This window comes from Knoellia locipacati (genome assembly GCF_044791685.1).
GTDB classification, from domain to species: Bacteria; Actinomycetota; Actinomycetes; order Actinomycetales; family Dermatophilaceae; genus Knoellia; species Knoellia locipacati_A.
Window position 1 is genome coordinate 37,830 of sequence record NZ_CP087730.1, and the last position, 18,297, is coordinate 56,126.

General features: G+C 70.9%; 16 protein-coding genes. 7 read left to right on the forward strand and 9 right to left on the reverse strand.

What is annotated here, in order from left to right:
• The first annotated feature begins 185 nt into the window (after positions 1-185).
• Positions 186-785 (forward strand): GNAT family N-acetyltransferase, encoded by a 600-nt coding sequence (locus tag LL946_RS00160; protein WP_404383561.1) that lies wholly within the window; start codon positions 186-188, stop codon positions 783-785.
• Positions 786-798: 13 nt separating this feature from the next.
• On the opposite strand, the gene LL946_RS00165 is transcribed toward LL946_RS00160, so the two are convergent.
• A complete protein-coding gene (locus tag LL946_RS00165) occupies positions 799-1,233 on the reverse strand; it encodes an SRPBCC family protein (protein WP_404383563.1) in 435 nt (144 codons plus the stop codon).
• Between the two features lie 33 nt (positions 1,234-1,266).
• On the opposite strand from LL946_RS00165, the gene LL946_RS00170 reads away from it, so the two are divergent.
• The 3 genes from LL946_RS00170 (at position 1,267) to LL946_RS00180 (ending at position 4,742) form a co-directional block, all read left to right on the forward strand.
• Positions 1,267-2,388, forward strand: coding sequence for a winged helix DNA-binding domain-containing protein (locus LL946_RS00170; RefSeq protein ID WP_404383565.1), 1,122 nt, complete (start codon positions 1,267-1,269; stop codon positions 2,386-2,388).
• Positions 2,389-2,604: 216 nt separating this feature from the next.
• Positions 2,605-4,110 (forward strand): sensor histidine kinase, encoded by a 1,506-nt coding sequence (locus LL946_RS00175; protein ID WP_404383567.1) that lies wholly within the window; start codon positions 2,605-2,607, stop codon positions 4,108-4,110.
• On the forward strand, positions 4,107-4,742 hold the full coding sequence (locus LL946_RS00180; protein ID WP_404383569.1) for a response regulator: 636 nt from the start codon (positions 4,107-4,109) through the stop codon (positions 4,740-4,742). Before LL946_RS00175 ends, LL946_RS00180 begins: the two co-directional genes overlap by 4 nt.
• On the opposite strand, the gene LL946_RS00185 is transcribed toward LL946_RS00180, so the two are convergent.
• From LL946_RS00185 to LL946_RS00200, 4 genes are all read right to left on the reverse strand, one after another.
• Positions 4,720-5,010, reverse strand: a complete 291-nt coding sequence (locus tag LL946_RS00185) for a hypothetical protein (RefSeq protein ID WP_404383571.1) — start codon at positions 5,008-5,010, stop codon at positions 4,720-4,722. The two genes, LL946_RS00180 and LL946_RS00185, sit on opposite strands and share 23 nt — an antisense overlap.
• Before the next feature lie 97 nt (positions 5,011-5,107).
• Positions 5,108-9,808, reverse strand: a complete 4,701-nt coding sequence (locus LL946_RS00190; RefSeq protein ID WP_404383573.1) for an OmpL47-type beta-barrel domain-containing protein — start codon at positions 9,806-9,808, stop codon at positions 5,108-5,110.
• Between the two features lie 231 nt (positions 9,809-10,039).
• Complete coding sequence (locus LL946_RS00195; RefSeq protein ID WP_404383575.1) at positions 10,040-10,180, reverse strand: hypothetical protein; 141 nt, start codon at positions 10,178-10,180, stop codon at positions 10,040-10,042.
• Between the two features lie 616 nt (positions 10,181-10,796).
• Complete coding sequence (locus LL946_RS00200; RefSeq protein WP_404383577.1) at positions 10,797-11,198, reverse strand: LysM peptidoglycan-binding domain-containing protein; 402 nt, start codon at positions 11,196-11,198, stop codon at positions 10,797-10,799.
• Between the two features lie 184 nt (positions 11,199-11,382).
• Here LL946_RS00200 and lexA point away from each other — a divergent pair, with 184 nt between their 5' ends.
• Positions 11,383-12,126: a transcriptional repressor LexA gene (gene lexA, locus LL946_RS00205; protein ID WP_404383579.1), complete on the forward strand. Its 744-nt coding sequence runs from the start codon at positions 11,383-11,385 to the stop codon at positions 12,124-12,126.
• 2 nt (positions 12,127-12,128) lie between these two features.
• Here lexA and LL946_RS00210 read toward each other — a convergent pair whose 3' ends face one another.
• The 3 genes from LL946_RS00210 to LL946_RS00220 are packed head-to-tail and all read right to left on the reverse strand — an operon-like array spanning position 12,129 to position 15,792.
• Positions 12,129-13,013, reverse strand: coding sequence for a Sir2 family NAD-dependent protein deacetylase (locus LL946_RS00210; RefSeq protein ID WP_404383581.1), 885 nt, complete (start codon positions 13,011-13,013; stop codon positions 12,129-12,131).
• Positions 13,014-13,072: 59 nt separating this feature from the next.
• Positions 13,073-13,717, reverse strand: a complete 645-nt coding sequence (locus tag LL946_RS00215; protein ID WP_404383583.1) for a response regulator — start codon at positions 13,715-13,717, stop codon at positions 13,073-13,075.
• Positions 13,718-13,722: 5 nt separating this feature from the next.
• Complete coding sequence (locus LL946_RS00220; protein ID WP_404383585.1) at positions 13,723-15,792, reverse strand: sensor histidine kinase; 2,070 nt, start codon at positions 15,790-15,792, stop codon at positions 13,723-13,725.
• A gap of 137 nt (positions 15,793-15,929) precedes the next feature.
• Between LL946_RS00220 and LL946_RS00225 the strand changes: the two genes are divergently transcribed.
• Positions 15,930-16,646 carry a hypothetical protein gene (locus LL946_RS00225; protein ID WP_404383587.1) on the forward strand — a complete coding sequence of 239 codons (717 nt, stop codon included), beginning with the start codon at positions 15,930-15,932 and terminating at the stop codon, positions 16,644-16,646.
• 152 nt (positions 16,647-16,798) lie between these two features.
• Here LL946_RS00225 and LL946_RS00230 read toward each other — a convergent pair whose 3' ends face one another.
• Entirely contained in the window at positions 16,799-17,017 is a 219-nt protein-coding gene (locus LL946_RS00230) for a hypothetical protein (RefSeq protein WP_404383589.1), read from the reverse strand.
• Positions 17,018-17,315: 298 nt separating this feature from the next.
• Between LL946_RS00230 and LL946_RS00235 the strand changes: the two genes are divergently transcribed.
• The gene (locus tag LL946_RS00235; RefSeq protein WP_404383591.1) at positions 17,316-18,251 is read left to right on the forward strand and encodes a LysR family transcriptional regulator; all 936 of its coding nucleotides are present in this window, start codon (positions 17,316-17,318) and stop codon (positions 18,249-18,251) included.
• The last annotated feature ends 46 nt before the right edge of the window (positions 18,252-18,297 follow it).

Below are 18,297 nucleotides of genomic sequence, written 5' to 3' on the forward strand. Positions count from 1 at the left end.
TACGAGGACTAGTCGACCGCCAGACCGCGTCCGTGGCAACAGCCCGGGAGGACGAGTTCTGCCGGGGCCCTGGTTCAGGTACGGCTGCGTTGGCGTCCGGCGCCACCCCCAGCGCCAGCTCGAGTCCCAGCGCCGGCTGAGCCCGATCGAACGCGGCTGTCGGTCGGCCTCGGCAGGATGTCGTCATGACCACCGAGCCCGTGTGGGAGACGCATCCGGTGACCCCGGACCGGTTCGAGGACTTCGCCGACGTCATCAACAGGAACCGGCGACCGACGCACTGCTGGTGCCTGTCGCACCGCCTCACCGCGGCCGAGATCAGCGGGCTCGGGGGCGACGGCGACGACCAGCGGGAGCGCGCGATGCGCGCCCTCTGCGAGCGCGAGCACCCACCGGGCGTCGTCACCTACCTCGACGGCGAGCCGGTCGGGTGGTGCAACATCGGGCCACGCTCGGAGATCACCCGCCTCGACCGCTCGACGCTCATGCTGCCCACCGACGACCTGCCGGTGTGGAGCATCGTCTGCGTCGTCGTCCGCAGTGGCTTCCGCAAGCGCGGGGTGAGCCAGCACCTCATCGAGGGAGCGGTCGCCTACGCCGCAGACCACGGTGCACCCGCTGTCGAGTCGCACCCCGTCGACCCGGACGGCCGGATGGACCTCACCATGGCCTTCGTCGGCACCCGGTCGATGTTCGAGCGGGCCGGTTTCGAGGTCGTCGGTACGACCGACGCGACGGCGAGCAAGATGCCCCGGCTCACGATGCGACGCCCCCTGTCGTCATGAGTCGAGGCACAGATCAGCGGGGGCCCTCGCTGCGTGCCTTGAGCCCGGCCGCCTCGGTGGCGAGGTAGCGGTCGGTGAGCCGCTTGAAGAACAGCCTCCCCATGACCGTTCCCACCGGACCGGACTGCTCGACGGACAGCCGCACGCGCACCCGCGAACCCGACCCGGCGACCGGCTCGATCCGGTGGCGCGCCGTCGTCCGCACGCCGGGTCCGGTGGCAACCCAGGTGAACCCCTCCCCCGGGTTGAACTCGGTGACGACGTACTCGGTGGGCGGCAGCCTGGGCTGCTCCACCCTGACCCTCGAGCCGAGACCCAGGCTGTCGGCGTCGAGCCGCGTCACCGCCGTCACCGTCTCGGTCCACTCCGGCCACCGCTCCACGTCGCTCATGACCGCCCAGACGCGCTCGGGTGACGCGTCGATGTCCACCTCGGTGCTCTGCTCCATGCCGCCATTGTCCCGCTCCGACAGGATGTCGTCATGACCCGCACCGTCACTCGCGACTGGGTGATCCGGCGACGCCTCGCAGTGCAACGACTGTCATCGGCACCACTCCCTCGCCCCGATGACGTCGTCCGCCTCCTCACCTGCGTCCAGAGCCAGGACGCGCCGCTGGCGGCCCACTCGCTCGCAATGCGCTCGCGCACGACGTCGTATGCCGGGGTGCTGGCGGCGCAGTCGGCCGGCGGCTGGGTGCGCACCCACATCCTGCGGCCGACCTGGCATCACGTGGCACCCGAGGACCTCCGCTGGATCCAGACGCTCACCGGGCCGAAGGTCGAGGGCGGGATGCCTGCGCGCCACCGCCAGCTCGGACTGACCGACGAGGTCAAGGAGCGCGGCCTCGCGCTGCTCCACGAGCTCCTCGGCGGGGGCCGCGCCCTGACCCGCAAGGAGATCGGCCCGGAGTTCGCGGCGGCCGGGCTCCCCGGGCCAGGCGAGCCGATGGCGCATCAGCTGCTCACGGCGGAGGTGAGGTCGGTGATCTGCTCCGGTCCCCCGCGGGGCACCGAGCACACCTACGTCCTCGTCGACGAGACCATCCCTCCGGCAGACGCGGACTCGTGGCCGCGCGAGCGAGCCCTCCTCGAGCTGACCCACCGGTTCTTCACCGGCCACGGTCCTGCGTCCGAGCGAGACCTCCAGCGCTGGAGCGGCCTCACCCTGACCGAGATCCGACAGGCCGTCGCCGAGCTCACGACCGATGCCCACTGGCGTGAGTCCCACCCGCTCGAGTCGGTCGAGTGCGCCGGCGAGACCCTGTGGTTCGACCCGTCGGTGACGGCACGCACGACCCGTGAGCACACGGCATACCTGCTGTCGACGTTCGACGAGGCAGCGCTGACCTACCCGAGCACGGGGTTCCCACGACGCAACCACGACGCCGACCGGACCCGGCTCGTCTCCGAGGCCGGCGGCGGCATCGTGGTCGTCGCTGGGCACGACGTCGGGACGTTCAAGCGCAAGGTCGAGGCGAAGCGTGTTGTCGTCACCGTGCGTCCCGACGTCGCGCTCACGAACTCAGAACGCCACGGCGTCGCCGAGGCGGCCGAGTTCGTCGCCGCCTTCCACGAGCTCCCGCTCGAGCTGGCCTTCGCCTGACCGGCCCTGGGACACCAACCGAGCCCCTCACCCTCACGACGAGGGTTGGTGACGGCGGGCGCCGAGAGGCGGGAGCCGACCCGGGGGCGGCCGTCCGAGCGCTGGCACCTGGCACCGATCCAGGACGTCGCCGCAGGTCAGAGGCATGCATGCTGCGCGCCCTCGGGTTCGCTCGTTCTCGCACCTGACTGGGTGGGCGGCTCCTAAACTCCCCGCATGCAGCGGCAAGGGCTGACGGGTCGCGACCGGCCCGCAACCGGACGCGACCGAGTCCGGCCCGGTCGCGACGGAGGTCCGACGAACGCCACCCGGGGTAGGCCGGACCTCCATCCCGCTCCCGCCCTCACAGCGGCCGGCTGGGCCGTCGGCGTCCTCGTCACGGCGATGGTTGCCGGCACGCCGCTGCTCCTCCCGGCCTACCAGAACCCGTCAATGCACCTCGTCCTCGACACGGCCGACATGTGCGTCGCGCTCCTCGCCGCGTACCTGCTCTTCGGTCGCTTCGCCCGGAGCAGGCGGCTCCAGGACCTGCTCCTCGCAGAGGCCCTGCTCCTCCTCGCCCTCGCTGGGCTCGGAATGACGCTGCTCCTCGAGCTGCTCTCCGGGTACGCCCCGGGAACTCTGGACGTCTGGCTCCCGGCGGGCCTGCGCGCCGGCGCGGCGGTCCTCGTCCTCCTCGCCGCCCTGGCGCGCGACCGAGTCCTCGCCGGCTGGACTCGGCGTGTGCAGGTCGTCCCTTGGGCCGTCGTGGCCCTCGCGACCGTCGTCCTCTGGCTTCTGCGCGACCGGCTCGCCCTCGCGGTGACGGAGCAGGAGTCCGCGACCGTCCAGCGGCCCCTGCTCACCGAGCACCCCCTGATCTTCGTCGCCTGGGCGCTCGCAGCCGCCTGTTTCCTCTCGGCCTCGGTGCTCTTCACCCGTCAGGTCGTCCAGAGCCGGGCAGCGCGCACCGACCACCTGCTCATGTGGGCAGGGCCGGCCTTCGCCCTGGCCGGCTTCGCGCGGATCAACTACACCTTCTTCCCCTCGCTCTACACCGGGTGGCTCTACACCGGCGACCTACTGCGCACCGCCTCCTACGTCCTGCTCCTCGTCGGGGCGACCCGCGAGATCAGGCAGTACTGGTCGGCGCAGGCCCGGGTGGCCGTCCTCGAGGACCGACGCCGGCTGGCCCGCGAGCTGCACGACGGCGTGGTGCAGGAGCTGGGCTACATCCGGATCGTCACCCACGGCCTCACCGACATGCCCGAGGACGCGCGCCGTGGGCTTCTGGCCTCGTGCGACCGGGCCCTCGACGAGGCGCGCGCCGCCGTCGACGCCCTGGGCCGCAGCCCGGACGAACCGCTGGGCCAGGTCCTGCACCGGGCGGCCCGGCAGGTGGCGGAGCGGTACGACGCCCGGCTCGAGGTCGACCTCGATCACGGCATCACTGCCGACGCCGAGCACCGCCACGCGCTCGTGCGCATCACCCGGGAGGCCGTGTCCAACTCGATTCGTCACGGACAGGTGGGCTGCGTGCGACTGCGGCTCTGGCGTGGGCCCGACGGTCGGCACCACCTCGTCGTCGCCGACGACGGTCGCGGCTTCGACCCGCGGGCGACGCGGACGGCGGCCACGGGGTTCGGGCTCACGAGCATGACTGACCGGGCGTCGGCGCTGCGGGGGTCGACCGACATCAGGTCCGAGCCGGGGAGGGGCACGACCGTGGAGGTGACGTGGTGACGACCCGGGTCGTGATGGCCGACGACCACGCGCGGCTGCGCGCCCACATCCGCCAGGCGCTCGAGGCGAATGGCTGTGAGGTGCTGGCCGAGGGCGCCTCGGCGGACGACGCCGTCGCCCTGACGACCGAGCACCGGCCGGACGTGGCCCTGCTCGACATCCACATGCCGGGGAGCGGCATCCGCGCCGCCGCGGAGATCTCGCGTCTCCTCCCGGAGGTCGCGGTCGTCATGCTGACCCAGTCGGTGGAGGAGGACGACCTCTTCGACGCGCTGAGGGCCGGAGCGTCGGGGTACCTGCTCAAGGACTCCGACCCGACGACCCTCGGCGACTCGCTGCGCCAGGTGCTCGCCGGCAACGGGGCCCTGTCGCCGAAGCTGGTGGCCCGCGTGCTCGACGAGTTCCGCGCACCGACCAAGCGTCGTTTCGGGCGCACCACCCCTGCGGCCGCCAGGCTCAGCGCCCGGGAGTGGGAGGTCATGCAGCTGCTGGCTCAGGGCTTGGCGACCGAGGACGTCGCCGACCGCTTGTTCCTGTCGCCCACGACGGTGCGGGTCCACGTCTCGACGGTGCTGAAGAAGCTGCGGGTCAAGGACCGCGAGAGCGCCTTCAGGCTCCTGCGCGGGGACTGACGACGCCCGCGCCTGCCCTGGTGGCGCCCGCGGCATCGACGAGCTGGGTCAGCGCCCCGATGAGCGCGTCTGCCTCGTACAGCGTGTACTCGTCGGACCCGATGAGCAGGTAGGGCCCGTCGGCGGTCCGGAAGCCCTCGCCCCGGGTCAGGCACAGGCGGACTGCCGTCCGGCGCACGCTCAGGGTCACGCTGACGTGGAGCGCGTCCTCCTCCCCGACCTGTGTCCCGTGGTCGACGACGCACCACGGAGGGCAGTCGCTGGTCATCGTCCGCGGTTGGTGCAACCGGGTCCACCTCCTTGCGTCGTGCAGGCGGCCCCACGCCGTGGTCGACGTGGGGCCGCCTGCTGTCACTCGCCGACGGTCAGCGAGTGCCGATGTTGACGAGGTGGGTCTGTCCGTCGTCGAGCTTGACCCCGACCCGCCAGTAGCTGCCACCGGCACTGCCCGTCTTCCAGTTGTACTGGTACTGACCGGTGGTGGCGTCGTAGCGGTAGGTCGTGCCGCTGTCGCTGCTCGCGCTGTACACCGACTCGTCGACCGGGGCGATCATCGAACTGCCCTTCACCGGCGTGAGCCAGACCGGGGCGGTGGTCGCCTGGACGACGGTGCCGTCCGCCTTCTTGAGCTGCAGCTTGGCGGGGACCATGCTGCCGGCCTTGAAGACGCTGGTCGACGTGCCGACCTGGTGGGCGGTGTCGTTGATCGGCTGGAGGAACCCATCGAACCGGTACACGACGCGGAAGGTGCCGGTCACGGTCGACGTGTTGCCGACGAGGTCCGTCGCCGTGGCGGTGTAGAAGAAGGTGCCCACACCGCTGGCGTTGCCACCGGTCACCGTGACCACGCATGAGGCGAGTCCGGCGAAGTCGTCCTTGGCCGCGCAGCTCGCCGCCGGGACTTGACCCAAGGTGAAGGTCGCGCCCGCGACGTTGACGTCCGCGGTGGTGAGGGCCGGCTTCTCCTGGTCGATCCGGATCCCACCGACGGAGGCCGTCGCCGTGTTCCCCGCCCGGTCGGTGACCGTGCCCGTCGCACTGTTGGTGCCGTTGGCCGTGAGGACGACCGGGTCGGGGCAGGTGGCCACGCCGGAGAGGGCGTCAGCACAGGTGAAGGTGACCGTGACGGGGCCGGAGTACCAGCCGCTTGCCGTCTTTGTCCCGCTGGTCACGGAACCGGAGATGGTCGGCTGAGACTTGTCGAGCAGGACCGTCACGGAGTCCGTGCCGATGTTGCCCACGACATCCTTGGCGGTGCCGGTGACGACTCGTCCCGACGTCTCGGTGGAGACGGTGACGGGGGCGGTCACCGACGCGACGCCGGAGCCCTTGTCGTCGTCCTTGGCCGAGAAGGTCACGGTGACGTCGGACCGGTTCCACTTGTCGGCATTCGGTGCCGGCGACAGGGTATTGCTCACGGTGGGAGCGATGTTGTCCCACCTCAGCGCCACGGTGTTCGCCGGCTCGACGTTGCCTGCCCTGTCGACGGCCCAGTACTTCACGGTGCCGGCGCCGGTCCCGCTGAGGGGCACGGAGACCGTGGTGTTGGAGCCGGCAGCAACCTGTTCGTCACCCCCGTCGACCCGGTAGCGCAGCTCCTTGACTCCCGACAGGCCTGTCTGGTCGGTCGCGGTGAGGACGACGTCCGCGTTGTCGCCCTTGCACCACTCGTTGACCGCAGTGCAGGTGTTGTTGCTCGTCGTCGTCGGTGCCAGGCCGTCGATGTTGATGTTGCGAACCGTGGCGCCGGTGCCCTCGTTCCCTGCGCGGTCGGTGGCGACACCGCTGGTCACGGACTGATCCGCACCGTTGCCCTTGAGCAGTGCGCTCGTGGGGCAGGTGGCGACCCCACTCAGCGCGTCGGTGCAGGTGAAGTCCACGACGACATCGCCGGAGTACCAACCGGCGGCGTTGGGCGCGGTCTTGGCAGCGCCCTTCACCACCGGAGGCGTGCGGTCGATCCTGACCCCGGTGACCGAGGTCAGCTCGCTCGTGTTCCCGGCCTTGTCCTTGACCGTCACCGGGCCGGCACCGAGGTCGGCGCCCTCTCCGGTGATCGTGCTCGGCTCGGGCTGGGTGGCCGGGTCGAGCCCGGACAGCCCGTCGTCGCCGACCCAGGTGACCGTGACGTCGCCCTTGTGCCAGCCGGCGGCGTTCGCGGCGATGGGCACCCCGGCGAGCGTCGGCTTGACCTGGTCGAGGTTGACCGGACCGAACGTCGTGCGGCTCCTGTTGCCCGCGACGTCGACGGCGTCACCGGTGGCGGTCTGGCCGGCGCCGTCGTTTGTGAGGGTCGTGTCCCCGGCGCAGCCCGCCACGCCGACCTGCAGGCCGGAGCCGGTGTCGGCGCAGGAGAACCTGACATCGACCGGGCTGTTGAACCACCCGAAAGCGTTCGCAGGGCGCCGGCCGCCGTCGGCGTTGAGCGTCGCACCCTCGATGGTCGGCGCCACGGTGTCGACGTTGAGCTCGAAGTCGCGCTCAGCCTCGACGTTGCCGGCGACGTCGGTGCTCCAGTAGGTCACCTGGTGCACGCCGTCGGACAGGTCCTGGGTGAACGGCTGGCCGTAGGTCTGCGCCGGGCCCCCGTCGATCGTGTAGTACGTGGCGTGCGTCCCCGAACCGGACTCCGTGGTGCTGAAGGCGAAGGGGATCCCGCTCGTGACGAACCAGCCGCTGTCGGGCGAGATCGGGTTCACGACGCTGGTGACCGGTGCCGTGCCGTCCACCCGCACGACGACGGGCGCACCAGCGGCCTCGAAGTTGCCGGCGCCGTCCGTGCTCCAGAAGGTCACGGTGTGAGTGCCGTCCTCGGTCAGCTCGAGAGGCTTTTCGTACTGGGTCGCCGGGCCGCCGTCGAGGGTGAAGAAGGTGGCGGCGACGCCGGACAGGTTGTCGCTGCCGGTCAGGGTGACGGTGGCGCCCTGGGCGTACCAGTCGTTGGTCGGGGACCCCGAGACCTCGGCCTCGGTCGTCGGGCGGGAGCGGTCGATCATGATCCCGGTGACGGTCTTGGTCGTCGCATTGCCCGCGACGTCGGAGCAGCTGGCGGTGGCGGAGAGGTTGGCGCCCTCACCGGTCACCGTGGTGGCGGCCGGGGTGCCGGCCGGGCCTGACAGGGCGTCCGTGCAGGTCCAGGTGACGGTGACGTCCTCGGTGTGCCACCCGCTCGGGAACGAGCCCACGAGGGTCGGCGGAGTCTTGTCGACGTCGATGTCCGTGACGCCCGCCTCGGCGGCGTTGCCGGCGGCATCGGTGACCAAGGCGCTCGCGCTCTGGTCCGAGCCCTCACTGAGCACGTCCGCCTTCGGGGGCGTTGCCACACCGGAGAGGTTGTCGGAGACGACGTACTCGACCCGGACGTCTGCCTTGTACCAGCCGGCGGCGTTCTTTTCGCCCACGGCCGTGGCCGTGATGGTCGGTAGGGTCTTGTCGATGCGGACGGTGGCCGCGTCGGGCGTGGCGTTGCCCGCACCATCCGTCGCCTCGCCGGTGACGGTGCGGATCCCCTCTCCGCTCTCGGTCACGGGCTCGGTGCAGCCGACGAGACCGGAGCCCCCCTGGTCGTCGCAGATGAACCTGACCGTGACGTCGCCGTTGGTCCAGGCGCCGTCCGTGTAGCTGCTCGGGGTGAAGGAGTGACTGATCGAAGGCGCGGTCCGGTCGATCCGTACGGTGGCCGTCTTGGGTACCTCGACGTTGCCCGCGTTGTCGGTGCTCCAGTAGGTGATGGTGTGCTCGCCGGTGGTCTCGAGCAGCACGCTCGTGCCGCTCGTCGTCGATCCACCATCGACGGTGTACGAGGTCGAGGCCACCTGCGAGAGGTTGTCGGACCGCGTGAGGGTCAGGGTGACGGCATCGTTCACCCACGCGTTCGAGGCGCCGCTGATGCTCGTCGACGGTGCGGTCCGGTCGATCCTCACGGCGGGCGAGCTGCCCGCCGTCGTCGACAGGCCGGCTCCGTTCGTGACGGTGGCGTTGCTCGTCAGACCGGTGCCCTCGCCACCGATCACCGTGTCGGCCGGGGCGGTGGGCACGCCCGACTCCGGGTCGGAGGCGGTCCAGTCGATCGTGACGTCGCCGCGGTACCAGCCGGCGCCGTTGGGCAGGGTCGTGGGCGCACCGGAGAGCAGTGGTGCGGTGGTGTCCGCGGCGGGGGCGGTGGACGAGGCGGTGGACGAGTTCCCAGCCTGGTCCGTTGCGGTGCCCGTCACGGTGGCGCCGGGCTGGACGATCCGGCTGTTCGTCGTGGAGCCGTCGGCCACGCAGGACGCGATGCCCGACAGACTGTCGCCGCAGGTGAAGGTGACGGTCGTGGTGCCGTCCGCGTTCTTGGTCTGGCCCGCCGTGATGGTCGGGGTCGCCTTGTCGACCCGCACGGTCGTGGAGCCGCCGGCCCCGAGGTTGCCGAGCCGGTCGCCCTGCGCCGGCGCCGTGAGGACCTGGACGCCGTTCGCCGTCACCGAGTCCGTCCTGAACGGCTGCGCCGCGGCGACGCCGACGCCGGTGTCACTGGCGGACCACTTGACGGTGACCTCGCTGTTGTTCCAGCCGGCCGCGTTGGCGGCGGGCGCCATCTCGGCGGCCACGGCGGGACCGGTGTTGTCGCGGACGTAGGACGCCTGGGTGGAGTTCGTCTGGCCGGTGCAGTTGTTGGCGTTGAAGTTCGGGGACGCGGCCACGGTGAAGGCCTGGCTTCCGTCGCCAGCCGGGGCGGTCGTGGTGAACGTCCAGCTCGACTTCGGAGTGGCGGACGTCTGGCGGGGCAGGGAGGCTGCCCCGGCCACCTCGACGCACTTGGTGTCGCTGCTCGTCACGACGGTGAGCGTCAGCGCGGCGCCCTGCTTGGCGTAGAGCGTGCCGCCGACCGCGACCGTTCCCGTCGTGCCGCTGAAGACGGCACTGGTGACGGATGAGGCCTGTGCGGGGGTGAGACCCACCCCGCCGAGGACCACGATGCTCGACGCGGCCACGACGGCGAGGAGCCGGCGGGTCGTCCTCGACGGTCCGGCGTCCACGAGACGGCGGTGCCGCGCGTCCGCTGCGGCGTTCTGGCGGAGCTGCATGTGTTTCCCCTACGCGAGTCGTCGCCCACCGGGTGCGGGCACGTCATCGACGGTAGGAGCGGTCCTGACCCGGTGTTGACCATTTCGCGTTCAACAGTCTGAACACGGCAGACCCGCACGCAAGAGGGCCGCGTTCAACTTCCTGAACGCGGACGCGTCGGAGGTCGCGCGGACCTGACGAGCGACCGCTGCAGACGACGACACCCTGCTCCTGTGTCCGACCACTCACTGTCAAGAGTTGGTGCCGAACCCCTCACGCTGGGCGCGCTCGTGCGACTCCTCTGTCTCCTCGAACAACGTCAGGGTCAGCTCCGCTGGCGCCTCGAGCCGGGAGTTGAGCGACATCCACGGTGTCAGCACGGGCTCTGCCACGACGACCGCGCCGGCCGCCGCGGCGTCCCGGGTCGAGGCCGCTGAGTCCTCGACCTCGAACGCGATCCGGATCTTCGGACTCGGTATGCCGTCCGCCTCGACCCGGTCGATCGCCGTCTTGTGTGCCGGGCTGGCGATCTCGAAGGTCGCTCGGCCCGCCTCGAGGATCGCGACGCGTCCTCGCCTCCCTCGGAGAACGCGGCGATCTCCTCCATCCCGAGGACGTCTCGGTAGAGCGCACCGCGTCGTCGTAGTCCTCAGCCTCGACGACGACCCGAAGCTGCTTGACCCTCTGCACGCGCCCACCGCTGGATTCAGTCATGAGAGGTCCAAGCCGCTGCGCTCCAGGCTTATTGCCCGATCACCACCCGGCAAGGGACCGAGCGCCGCTTGGCTGGTGGTCGTGGGGCAAGAAGTTGCCCACGACGACAGGCGCCCGGGCAACGAACCCATCTACCTCCTCCCGGACGCCAGCGGCACAGCAAAGGGCGCCCCACGCGAACAATGGCGGGGCGCCCTCCGTGCTCTGAGTCGGCAAGGGGTCGAAGCTCGCCTGGGGACTCAGGCCCGAGCCGGGGTCGAAGCGGCTCGGAGTCTGTGACCGTCAGCGCAAGGCTCAGCCCTGCGGGATGACGATGGTCTGGCCGGCGCGGACCTGTGCGCTGCCCAGACCGTTGGCCAGCTGGAGCTCGGCGACGGCGGTGGCGATCGAGGAGCCGCTCATGTGCTCGGCCGCGAGCTGCGACAGCGTCTGGCCCTGCTCGACCGTGACCGTGAGTGGCGCGCCCGTGGCCGCCGCTCCCCCGGTGAACCCGACGAACGCCGCCACGAGAGCAAGAAGGAGCACGGTCGTCGTCAGTGCCAGGCGCCCTGCTCGTGTCAGCCGAAGGGCCGGAGCCGAAGCCTCGCACACCGCCTCGCCCGTCGGGACGAGGACGAGCCGCGGACGCTGCGGACGACGCGTCGGGAGCGGGACGGCATACCCGGCCGCGGTGTCGTCGTAGGCGACTGCACTCATGAGGTCCTCCTGGGTCGAAAGGACGTTCGATAGAACGTCTGTACGATTTCTAGCACGGATGTTCGACGACTTCAAGACACGCCTCGAACAGATGTTTGAAACACCTGCTCGAACTCCGTACGCTGAGGTCATGTCAGGAAGCCAATCAGGCCCCACTGACAACGCCCTTCGGAGGAGACGAAGCATGAGCGACAAGCGCGCCACGGACGCCGACGTCCACGAGCTGCCCGACCGCGATCCCGGCGACGGCACCCTCACGGTTCGTCAGCGCAAGGTCCTCGACGTCATCCGCAACTCCGTCGACCGCCGCGGCTACCCGCCGAGCATGCGCGAGATCGGCCAGGCCGTGGGGCTCACCTCCCCCAGCTCTGTGTCGCACCAGCTCAACGCCCTGGAGAAGAAGGGCTACCTCCGCCGCGACCCCAACCGGCCGCGTGCCCTCGAGGTCGTCTCCCCCGACACCCCGAGCGACATCCGCGGCTACCGCGGCGGCGCGACCCCCGACGACCTCGACGCCGATCTCGACCCCACGGGTTCGGGCGACGCCCGCCCCGAGGCGAGCTACGTCCCGGTCCTGGGCCAGATCGCCGCCGGTGTCCCGATCCTCGCGGAAGAGACTGTCGACGAGGTCTTCCCGCTGCCGAAGCAGATCGTCGGCGAGGGCTCGCTCTTCCTGCTCAAGGTCGTCGGTGAGTCGATGATCGACGCCGCCATCTGCGACGGCGACTGGGTCGTCGTGCGCCAGCAGCCGACCGCCGACAACGGCGACATCGTCGCGGCCATGCTCGACAACGAGGCGACGGTCAAGACCTTCAAGCGCAAGGACGGCAAGGTCTGGCTCCTGCCGCACAACCCCGCCTTCGACCCGATCGACGGCGACCACGCGACCATCCTCGGCAAGGTCACGGCGGTCCTCCGGCGGATCTGAGCTCAGCCCGCCCGGTCCGCCCGCTCCCCGACGGCGTGGACGAGGGACGACAGCGTGACGCCGAGCGGCGCATCCATCCGGTGCGTCGTCTCGGCGTCCGCGCGCGTCGGTCCCCTCGTGATGACGACGACCGGTATGCCGTGTGCCGCCGCGCGTCGCACGAACCGGTAGCCGCTCATCACCTTGAGCGAGGAACCCAGCACGACAAGGACCGGCGCCGCATCGGTGAGGGCGAAGCAGAGGTCCACCCGGTCCTTCGGGACCGACCCGCCGAAGAAGACGACGTCCGGCTTGAGTGCGTCGCCGCTGCACACCAGGCATCGCGGCGCGACGAACGTCCGGACCGCCTCGTCGGCGAGCACGATGTCACCATCGGGTCGAATCTGGCTGCTCACCTGCGAGCCGTCGGGCACCGAACCGAGAGCGCGTGAGGCGAAGCCGGGATTCGCGTCGTGCATGAAGGCCTGCACGAGGTCGCGGTCGACGCGTTCACCACAGGTGAGGCAGACGACCTCGGCGAGTGAGCCGTGGAGCTCGACGACGTCGCGCGTGCCGGCCTCCTGGTGCAGTCCGTCGACGTTCTGGGTGATGACGGCGCCGAAGAGCCCGGACCGCTGGAGCTCGGTGACGGCAGCGTGGCCGTCGTTCGGTTCGGCTGCGGAGAAGCGCTGCCAGCCGATGAAGCTGCGCGCCCAGTAGCGCTGCCGCGCCTCGCTCGTCGCCGTGAACTCCTGGTGCGACATCGGCGTCACCCGGCGGTTGCCGTCAGGCCCGCGGTAGTCGGGGATGCCGCTCTCCGTGGACATCCCGGCCCCCGTGAGGACCAGGGCAGGACCGCACTCGTGCAGCAGCGCGGCGACCTCGTGCACCGACACCTCTGGACTCACCCCGTCATCGTAGGTGCTCAGCCGGACCGGCCACAGTCGTCCCGCTGCCGTCAACGAGTTCAGGCGGGCTCGCGTCCCAGCCCTGCGTCGCGGGCGCGGATCATCGCTTGGGTTCGGTCCGCGACCTGCAGCTTGGCGAAGATCCGCGACACGTTGTTGGCGATGGTCTTCGCGGCGTAACCCAGGGAACGCCCGATCTCGGCGTTCGACCGCCCGGCAGCGATGAGGTCGAGGATCTGCCGTTCCCGTCGGGTCAGCTCGGGGAACACGAGGTCCGGGGCGTCCGGTGGGGAGGAGAGGAATGCCAGGACACGCTCCGCCACACCGGGGCCGAACACGACCTCACCAGCGGCCACGCCCCGGACGGCGCGCAGGATGTCCTCCTGCTCGGCACCCTTGACGAGGTAGCCGCGCGCGCCCGCACGGACGGCGGCGAAGACGGCGTCGTCGTCGGCCGACATGGTGAGGACGAGAACCGCCGTCTGCGGGGAGGTGCGAACGATCTCGCGCGTCGCGGCATACCCGTCGAGCTCTGGCATGTCCAGGTCGAGCAGGGCCACGTCCGGCTTGGTGAGGACCACCTGCCGCACGGCTTCCTTGCCGTTCGCGGCGACCCCGACCAACTCGAGGTCGGCGAGCGAGCCGATCAGCGCGCTCAGGCCCGAGCGAACGATGGGATGGTCGTCCGCCACGACGACGCGCACGACCGTCACTGTGACACCGCCGGGAGCGACCCGTCCGCGGCCACTGCGGGGTGCACCGGGAGCGACGCGCGGACCGTTCCGCCGGATGGCCCGGGACCAGCCTCGAGGGCCCCGCCGAGCTCAGTGGCCCTGTCGCGCATGGACTGCATCCCCACACCCTGCGCCCACGGCTCGGTGCTCGATCCGTCGTCGATGACCTCGACCACCACGAGGTCGTCACAGGTGAGAGTGAGGCAGGCGACGCTCGCGCTCGCGTGGCGAACGACGTTGGTGAGCGCCTCGACCGCGATCCGGTATGCCGCAACCTCCACGGCGGCGGGCAGCCGCGGCATCTGCTGGGGCGCCCGGACCCGCACCTCGAGAGGTGCACCGTCGGACCGACGAGTGAGCAGGCACGCGTGCTGTTGCAGCGCAGGGACGAGCCCCAGCTCGTCGAGGGCTGCAGGGCGGAGCGCGTCCACGACCCGTCGCAGCTCGACCAAGGTCGTCCGGGTGTCCCGACGGAGCGACTGGATGAGGACGCGCGCCTCAGCGCGGTCACCATCCAGGAGGTTCCCGGCGGCGTCCGCCGCAAGGGACATCCCCGTGAGCGCGGGTCCGATCCCGTCGTGCAGATCCCGCCGAAGCCGCCGGCGCTCCTCCTCGCGGGCGACGACGATCCGCTCGCGAGAGGTCTGAAGGCTGGCAGTGAGGTCCATGGCACGGACCGCGACCGCGACGGTGACCGCCACCACTCCCAGCGCCTGACGATCTCGACCACCGAGTTCGCGCTCCCCCGCCCTCGGCGAGACGTCGAGTGTGCCGACGTTCTCGCCGGCATACGCCAGCGGCAGCTGCACGACGAGCGCACCCGCCGTACCGGACTCTGCCACCACCACGCCCCGCGCGGAGACGGCGACGAACGGCAGGCGGAGCGCCTCACGGATGGCGCCGACCACGTCGTCGAGAGGCTCCCGCCCGGCGGCCAACTCCGCGCCGACCCGCGACACGACACGGCTCGGCTCTCGGCGATCGCCGTAGATCACTCGATCCACACCCCGCTGCAACCGAGGCAGGGCGGGGGCGAGCGAGAGCGCCACGACCACTGCCGAGATCCCGGCTCGACCCGTGGCCTCCACCGCGAGGTCGGCGAGGAGGCCGGTGACGAGCACGTAGAGCGTGATGGCGAGGAGCGACAGTCCTGCCCAGGCAACGGCTCGCGACAGCACGAGGCGAATGTCGAGCACCTGGTGACGCACGATCGCCACCGTGACGGCGATCGGGATGAGCGGGATACCGAACAGCACCGCCACAGGCGTCCCGGAGACATAGGACCAGGGCACCACGATGACCAGCACGAGGAGTGCTGCGAGAAGCAGCCACAGCAGCTGGCGACGACCCGCGTCGTCTGCCTTCCGATACCGGACGACGAGCGCGGCCACGCCCAGAGCCAGTGCCGCCGTGGTGCGGACCTCCGATGCCGTCCACAACCAGCCGAACCGGTCGTAGCCCGCAATCGTGAGGTACGGGTCGGGCAGCCCGGGGGCTGGAGAGCCGGGTGAAGCGCCCTGCGCGACGACGAAGAAGGGGGCTGTGGCAGCGACGACGGCGATCACCGGACGCCAGCGCCGCGACGCGGGCCGTCCATCGGGGAACACCAACAACGCCAGTGGGAGGAAGAGTGCGATCGACCACGGCCACGCGTAGGCGAACACCGTCTCGACGCCGCGCACCGACCACACCGGCGCTCCCTGGGCGCGCATGACCGCACTGAGCGGCGCCGCGACCGCACTCACGAGGTGACCGAGCCCGTCACCGACGAACAGCCAGCCGATCGCGGACCGTGGCCGGTGCCAGACGATCAACGCACCGCAGAGTCCGAAGCTGAGGCCCATCAGGGTGTTCGTCACGACGAACCCTTCGAGGACATCGGCCCACGACATCCCTGCTGACCACGAGAGCGACGCGGCCAGGACTGCGCCGACGACTGACACGGCGCCCAACGTGGCGGCGGCCGCCCGGCGCCACGACATGACCCTCGCCATCGGCGGTGGGACGGCCGACGACGGGGCCGACCACGCAAGCGACCCGGTCATGGAGCCAGTGTGCTCGCCCCTGCGTTCCCGCAGGTGGGGAACGCGTTCCCGCACCTCGTGAGCGACGGCCGCGGACGAGGGAACGCGCACGAAGACACGCTGACTTCACCGATCCATCCCCGTCACCGGAGGTCCTCATGGCCGCATCAACGTCCACCTCGTCGGCGATCTCCACGCCGCCGCCCCAGTCCTGGACCGGAGGGGGTGCGAGTCCGCGCCCGCGCAGCCGGGCAGCCCGCCTCGGCATTCTGGTGGTGCTCCCCCTGGCGCCGGCGCTCGTCGCCGTGCTGCGCTTCGTCCTTCCGTACTTCAACAGCACCGACACGGCCGATGTCGTTCGCGACGTGGCCGCCCACCAGAATGCCCAGAACGCTGTCGTGTGGCTGGGGTTCCTCGCCTCGCTCACCCTGCCGGTGGCAGCGGTCCTCGCAGCGCGACCGTTCGCCGCCGACGCTCCCCGCCTCACCGCTGCCGCCGAGCTCCTCCTCGTCCCGGCATACCTGTGCCTTCCCTGGTTGGTGGCCGGTGACGCGATCGTGCTTCGCGGGGTGCAGTCGGGTGCCGACACGGCGACCATCGAAACCTTCTTCGCCGGGCTGCACCCGGTCGCCGACCTCGGCCTGGGTCTCTTCATCGCCGGCCACGTCATCGGAACCGTGCTCCTCGGCGTCGCCGCGATCCGGACTCGGGCCATCCCGATGTGGGCAGGGATCGCCCTCGTGGTCTGCCAGCCGGCGCACTTCATCGCCCTCGTCATCGTCGGCAGCCCCACACTCGACCTCATCGGCTGGGGTCTCAACGCGGTGGCGTTCGGCGTCATCGCCGTGGCCATCGTTCGCGACCCGCGGGCCTGACCATCGCGCCCGACCATCGCGCCTAACCATCGGCTCGGCTCGGCTCGGTCCGGCCGGTCCAGTGGCCGGTGCCGGAAGCAGGTCTGCACGCTGCAGATGTCGCAGGGCACGGCGGGCTGCGTACGTCACCCTCCGCCGGCAACCTCAGCGGATCACGGGTCGGGGCGAGCCGCCTCGTGGAGCAGGGCGGCGGCCGACATCCACTGGTGGTCCGTGCGCGTCCGGCCGGCGTTGGCGCCGGCGCCGCACCGACAGGACCAGCACCAGCTGCCGGTGTCACCGCGGAACACGTCCGCCTGGTGGTGGACGCGCACGTGCGCCCGGTTCCGGGTCGCCGTTCGCATGCTCCTCAGGAACTCCGGGGTCGGCATCGGACCCACCTCACTTCATTCGCCTGGACTGCAGTTCTGGTGCACGAGAGCCGAGGTGATCATCGAGCGCCAGTCCGTTGTCGATCGTCCCGCGTGTCCGCCCGCGCCGCACTCGCATTTCCAGCGCCAGCGGCCCAGCGCGTCGCACCCGACGCAGGGATGGTGGCTGCGCCAAGCTGTCCGACGACGGATGTGCGTGCTCATGCCAAGGAGGAGGCCCAGGCCAGCATCGTGATACACCATCACGTCGCGACGCAAGGACTGGAGTTTCAATAACTGGGCGTTATAGGATCTATCCATGATTGATGCCGCAGGTCTCCGGGTCATGCGCGCCATCGCCGATGAAGGCAGCTTCACGGCGGCGGCGCTCTCGTTGGGCTATTCCCAGCCGGCCATCTCGCAGATGGTCCGCCGCCTCGAGACCCGCACCGGCACGACGCTCGTCGAGCGGGTCGGCCGCAGTGTCCGCCTCACCGAGGCCGGCGCCGTCCTCGCGCGCCACGCCGGACCCGTGCTCTCTGCCCTCGACGCCGCCGAGGAGGAGGTCGCCGCCATCGCCGGGCTGCGCTCCGGACGGGTCCGGCTCATGGCCTTCCCCAGCGCGTCCGCGACCCTCGTGCCCAAGGCCCTGGCCAAGGTCAAGGCAGACCACCCCGGCGTGACGATCACCTTCAGCGAGGGCGAGCCGCGCGAGTCCCTCGCGGCGCTGCGGGCCGGTGAGTGCGACCTCGCCGTGGCCTTCGTCTACGAGGGCACCGACCTCGGCCGCGGCGAGGAGGACCTCGACGCCTTCGTGACGACTCCCCTGCTCGACGACGAGGTGCTGCTCGCCGTGCCACACGACCACGAGCTCGCCACCGCCAAGAAGGCCGACATGGCAATGCTCAAGGACGAGACCTGGATCGCCGGCTGCCCTCGCTGCCGTGGCCACCTGCTCCAGCTCGCGAGCACCGCCGGCTACGTGCCCGACATCGCCTACGAGACCGAGGACTACGTCGCCGTCATGGGGCTCATCGCCGAGGGCCTCGGCGTCGCAGTGATCCCCGACCTCATCCTCAAGACCGTGCACCACGAGGACGTCGTCGCACTGCCGATGACCCCCGCATCGCGCCGGCACATCGTCGCGGTGACGACGCCGGATCTCCAGCGGGTCCCTGCGGTCAAGGCCACCCTCGACGCGCTCGTCGAGAGCGCCAAGAGCTCGAGCAGCAAGCCGTCGCGCGCCTCTCGCTGAGGTTCGCCGCACCGAGCCACCCGGGACTCGCTCGTCGAGAGCGCCA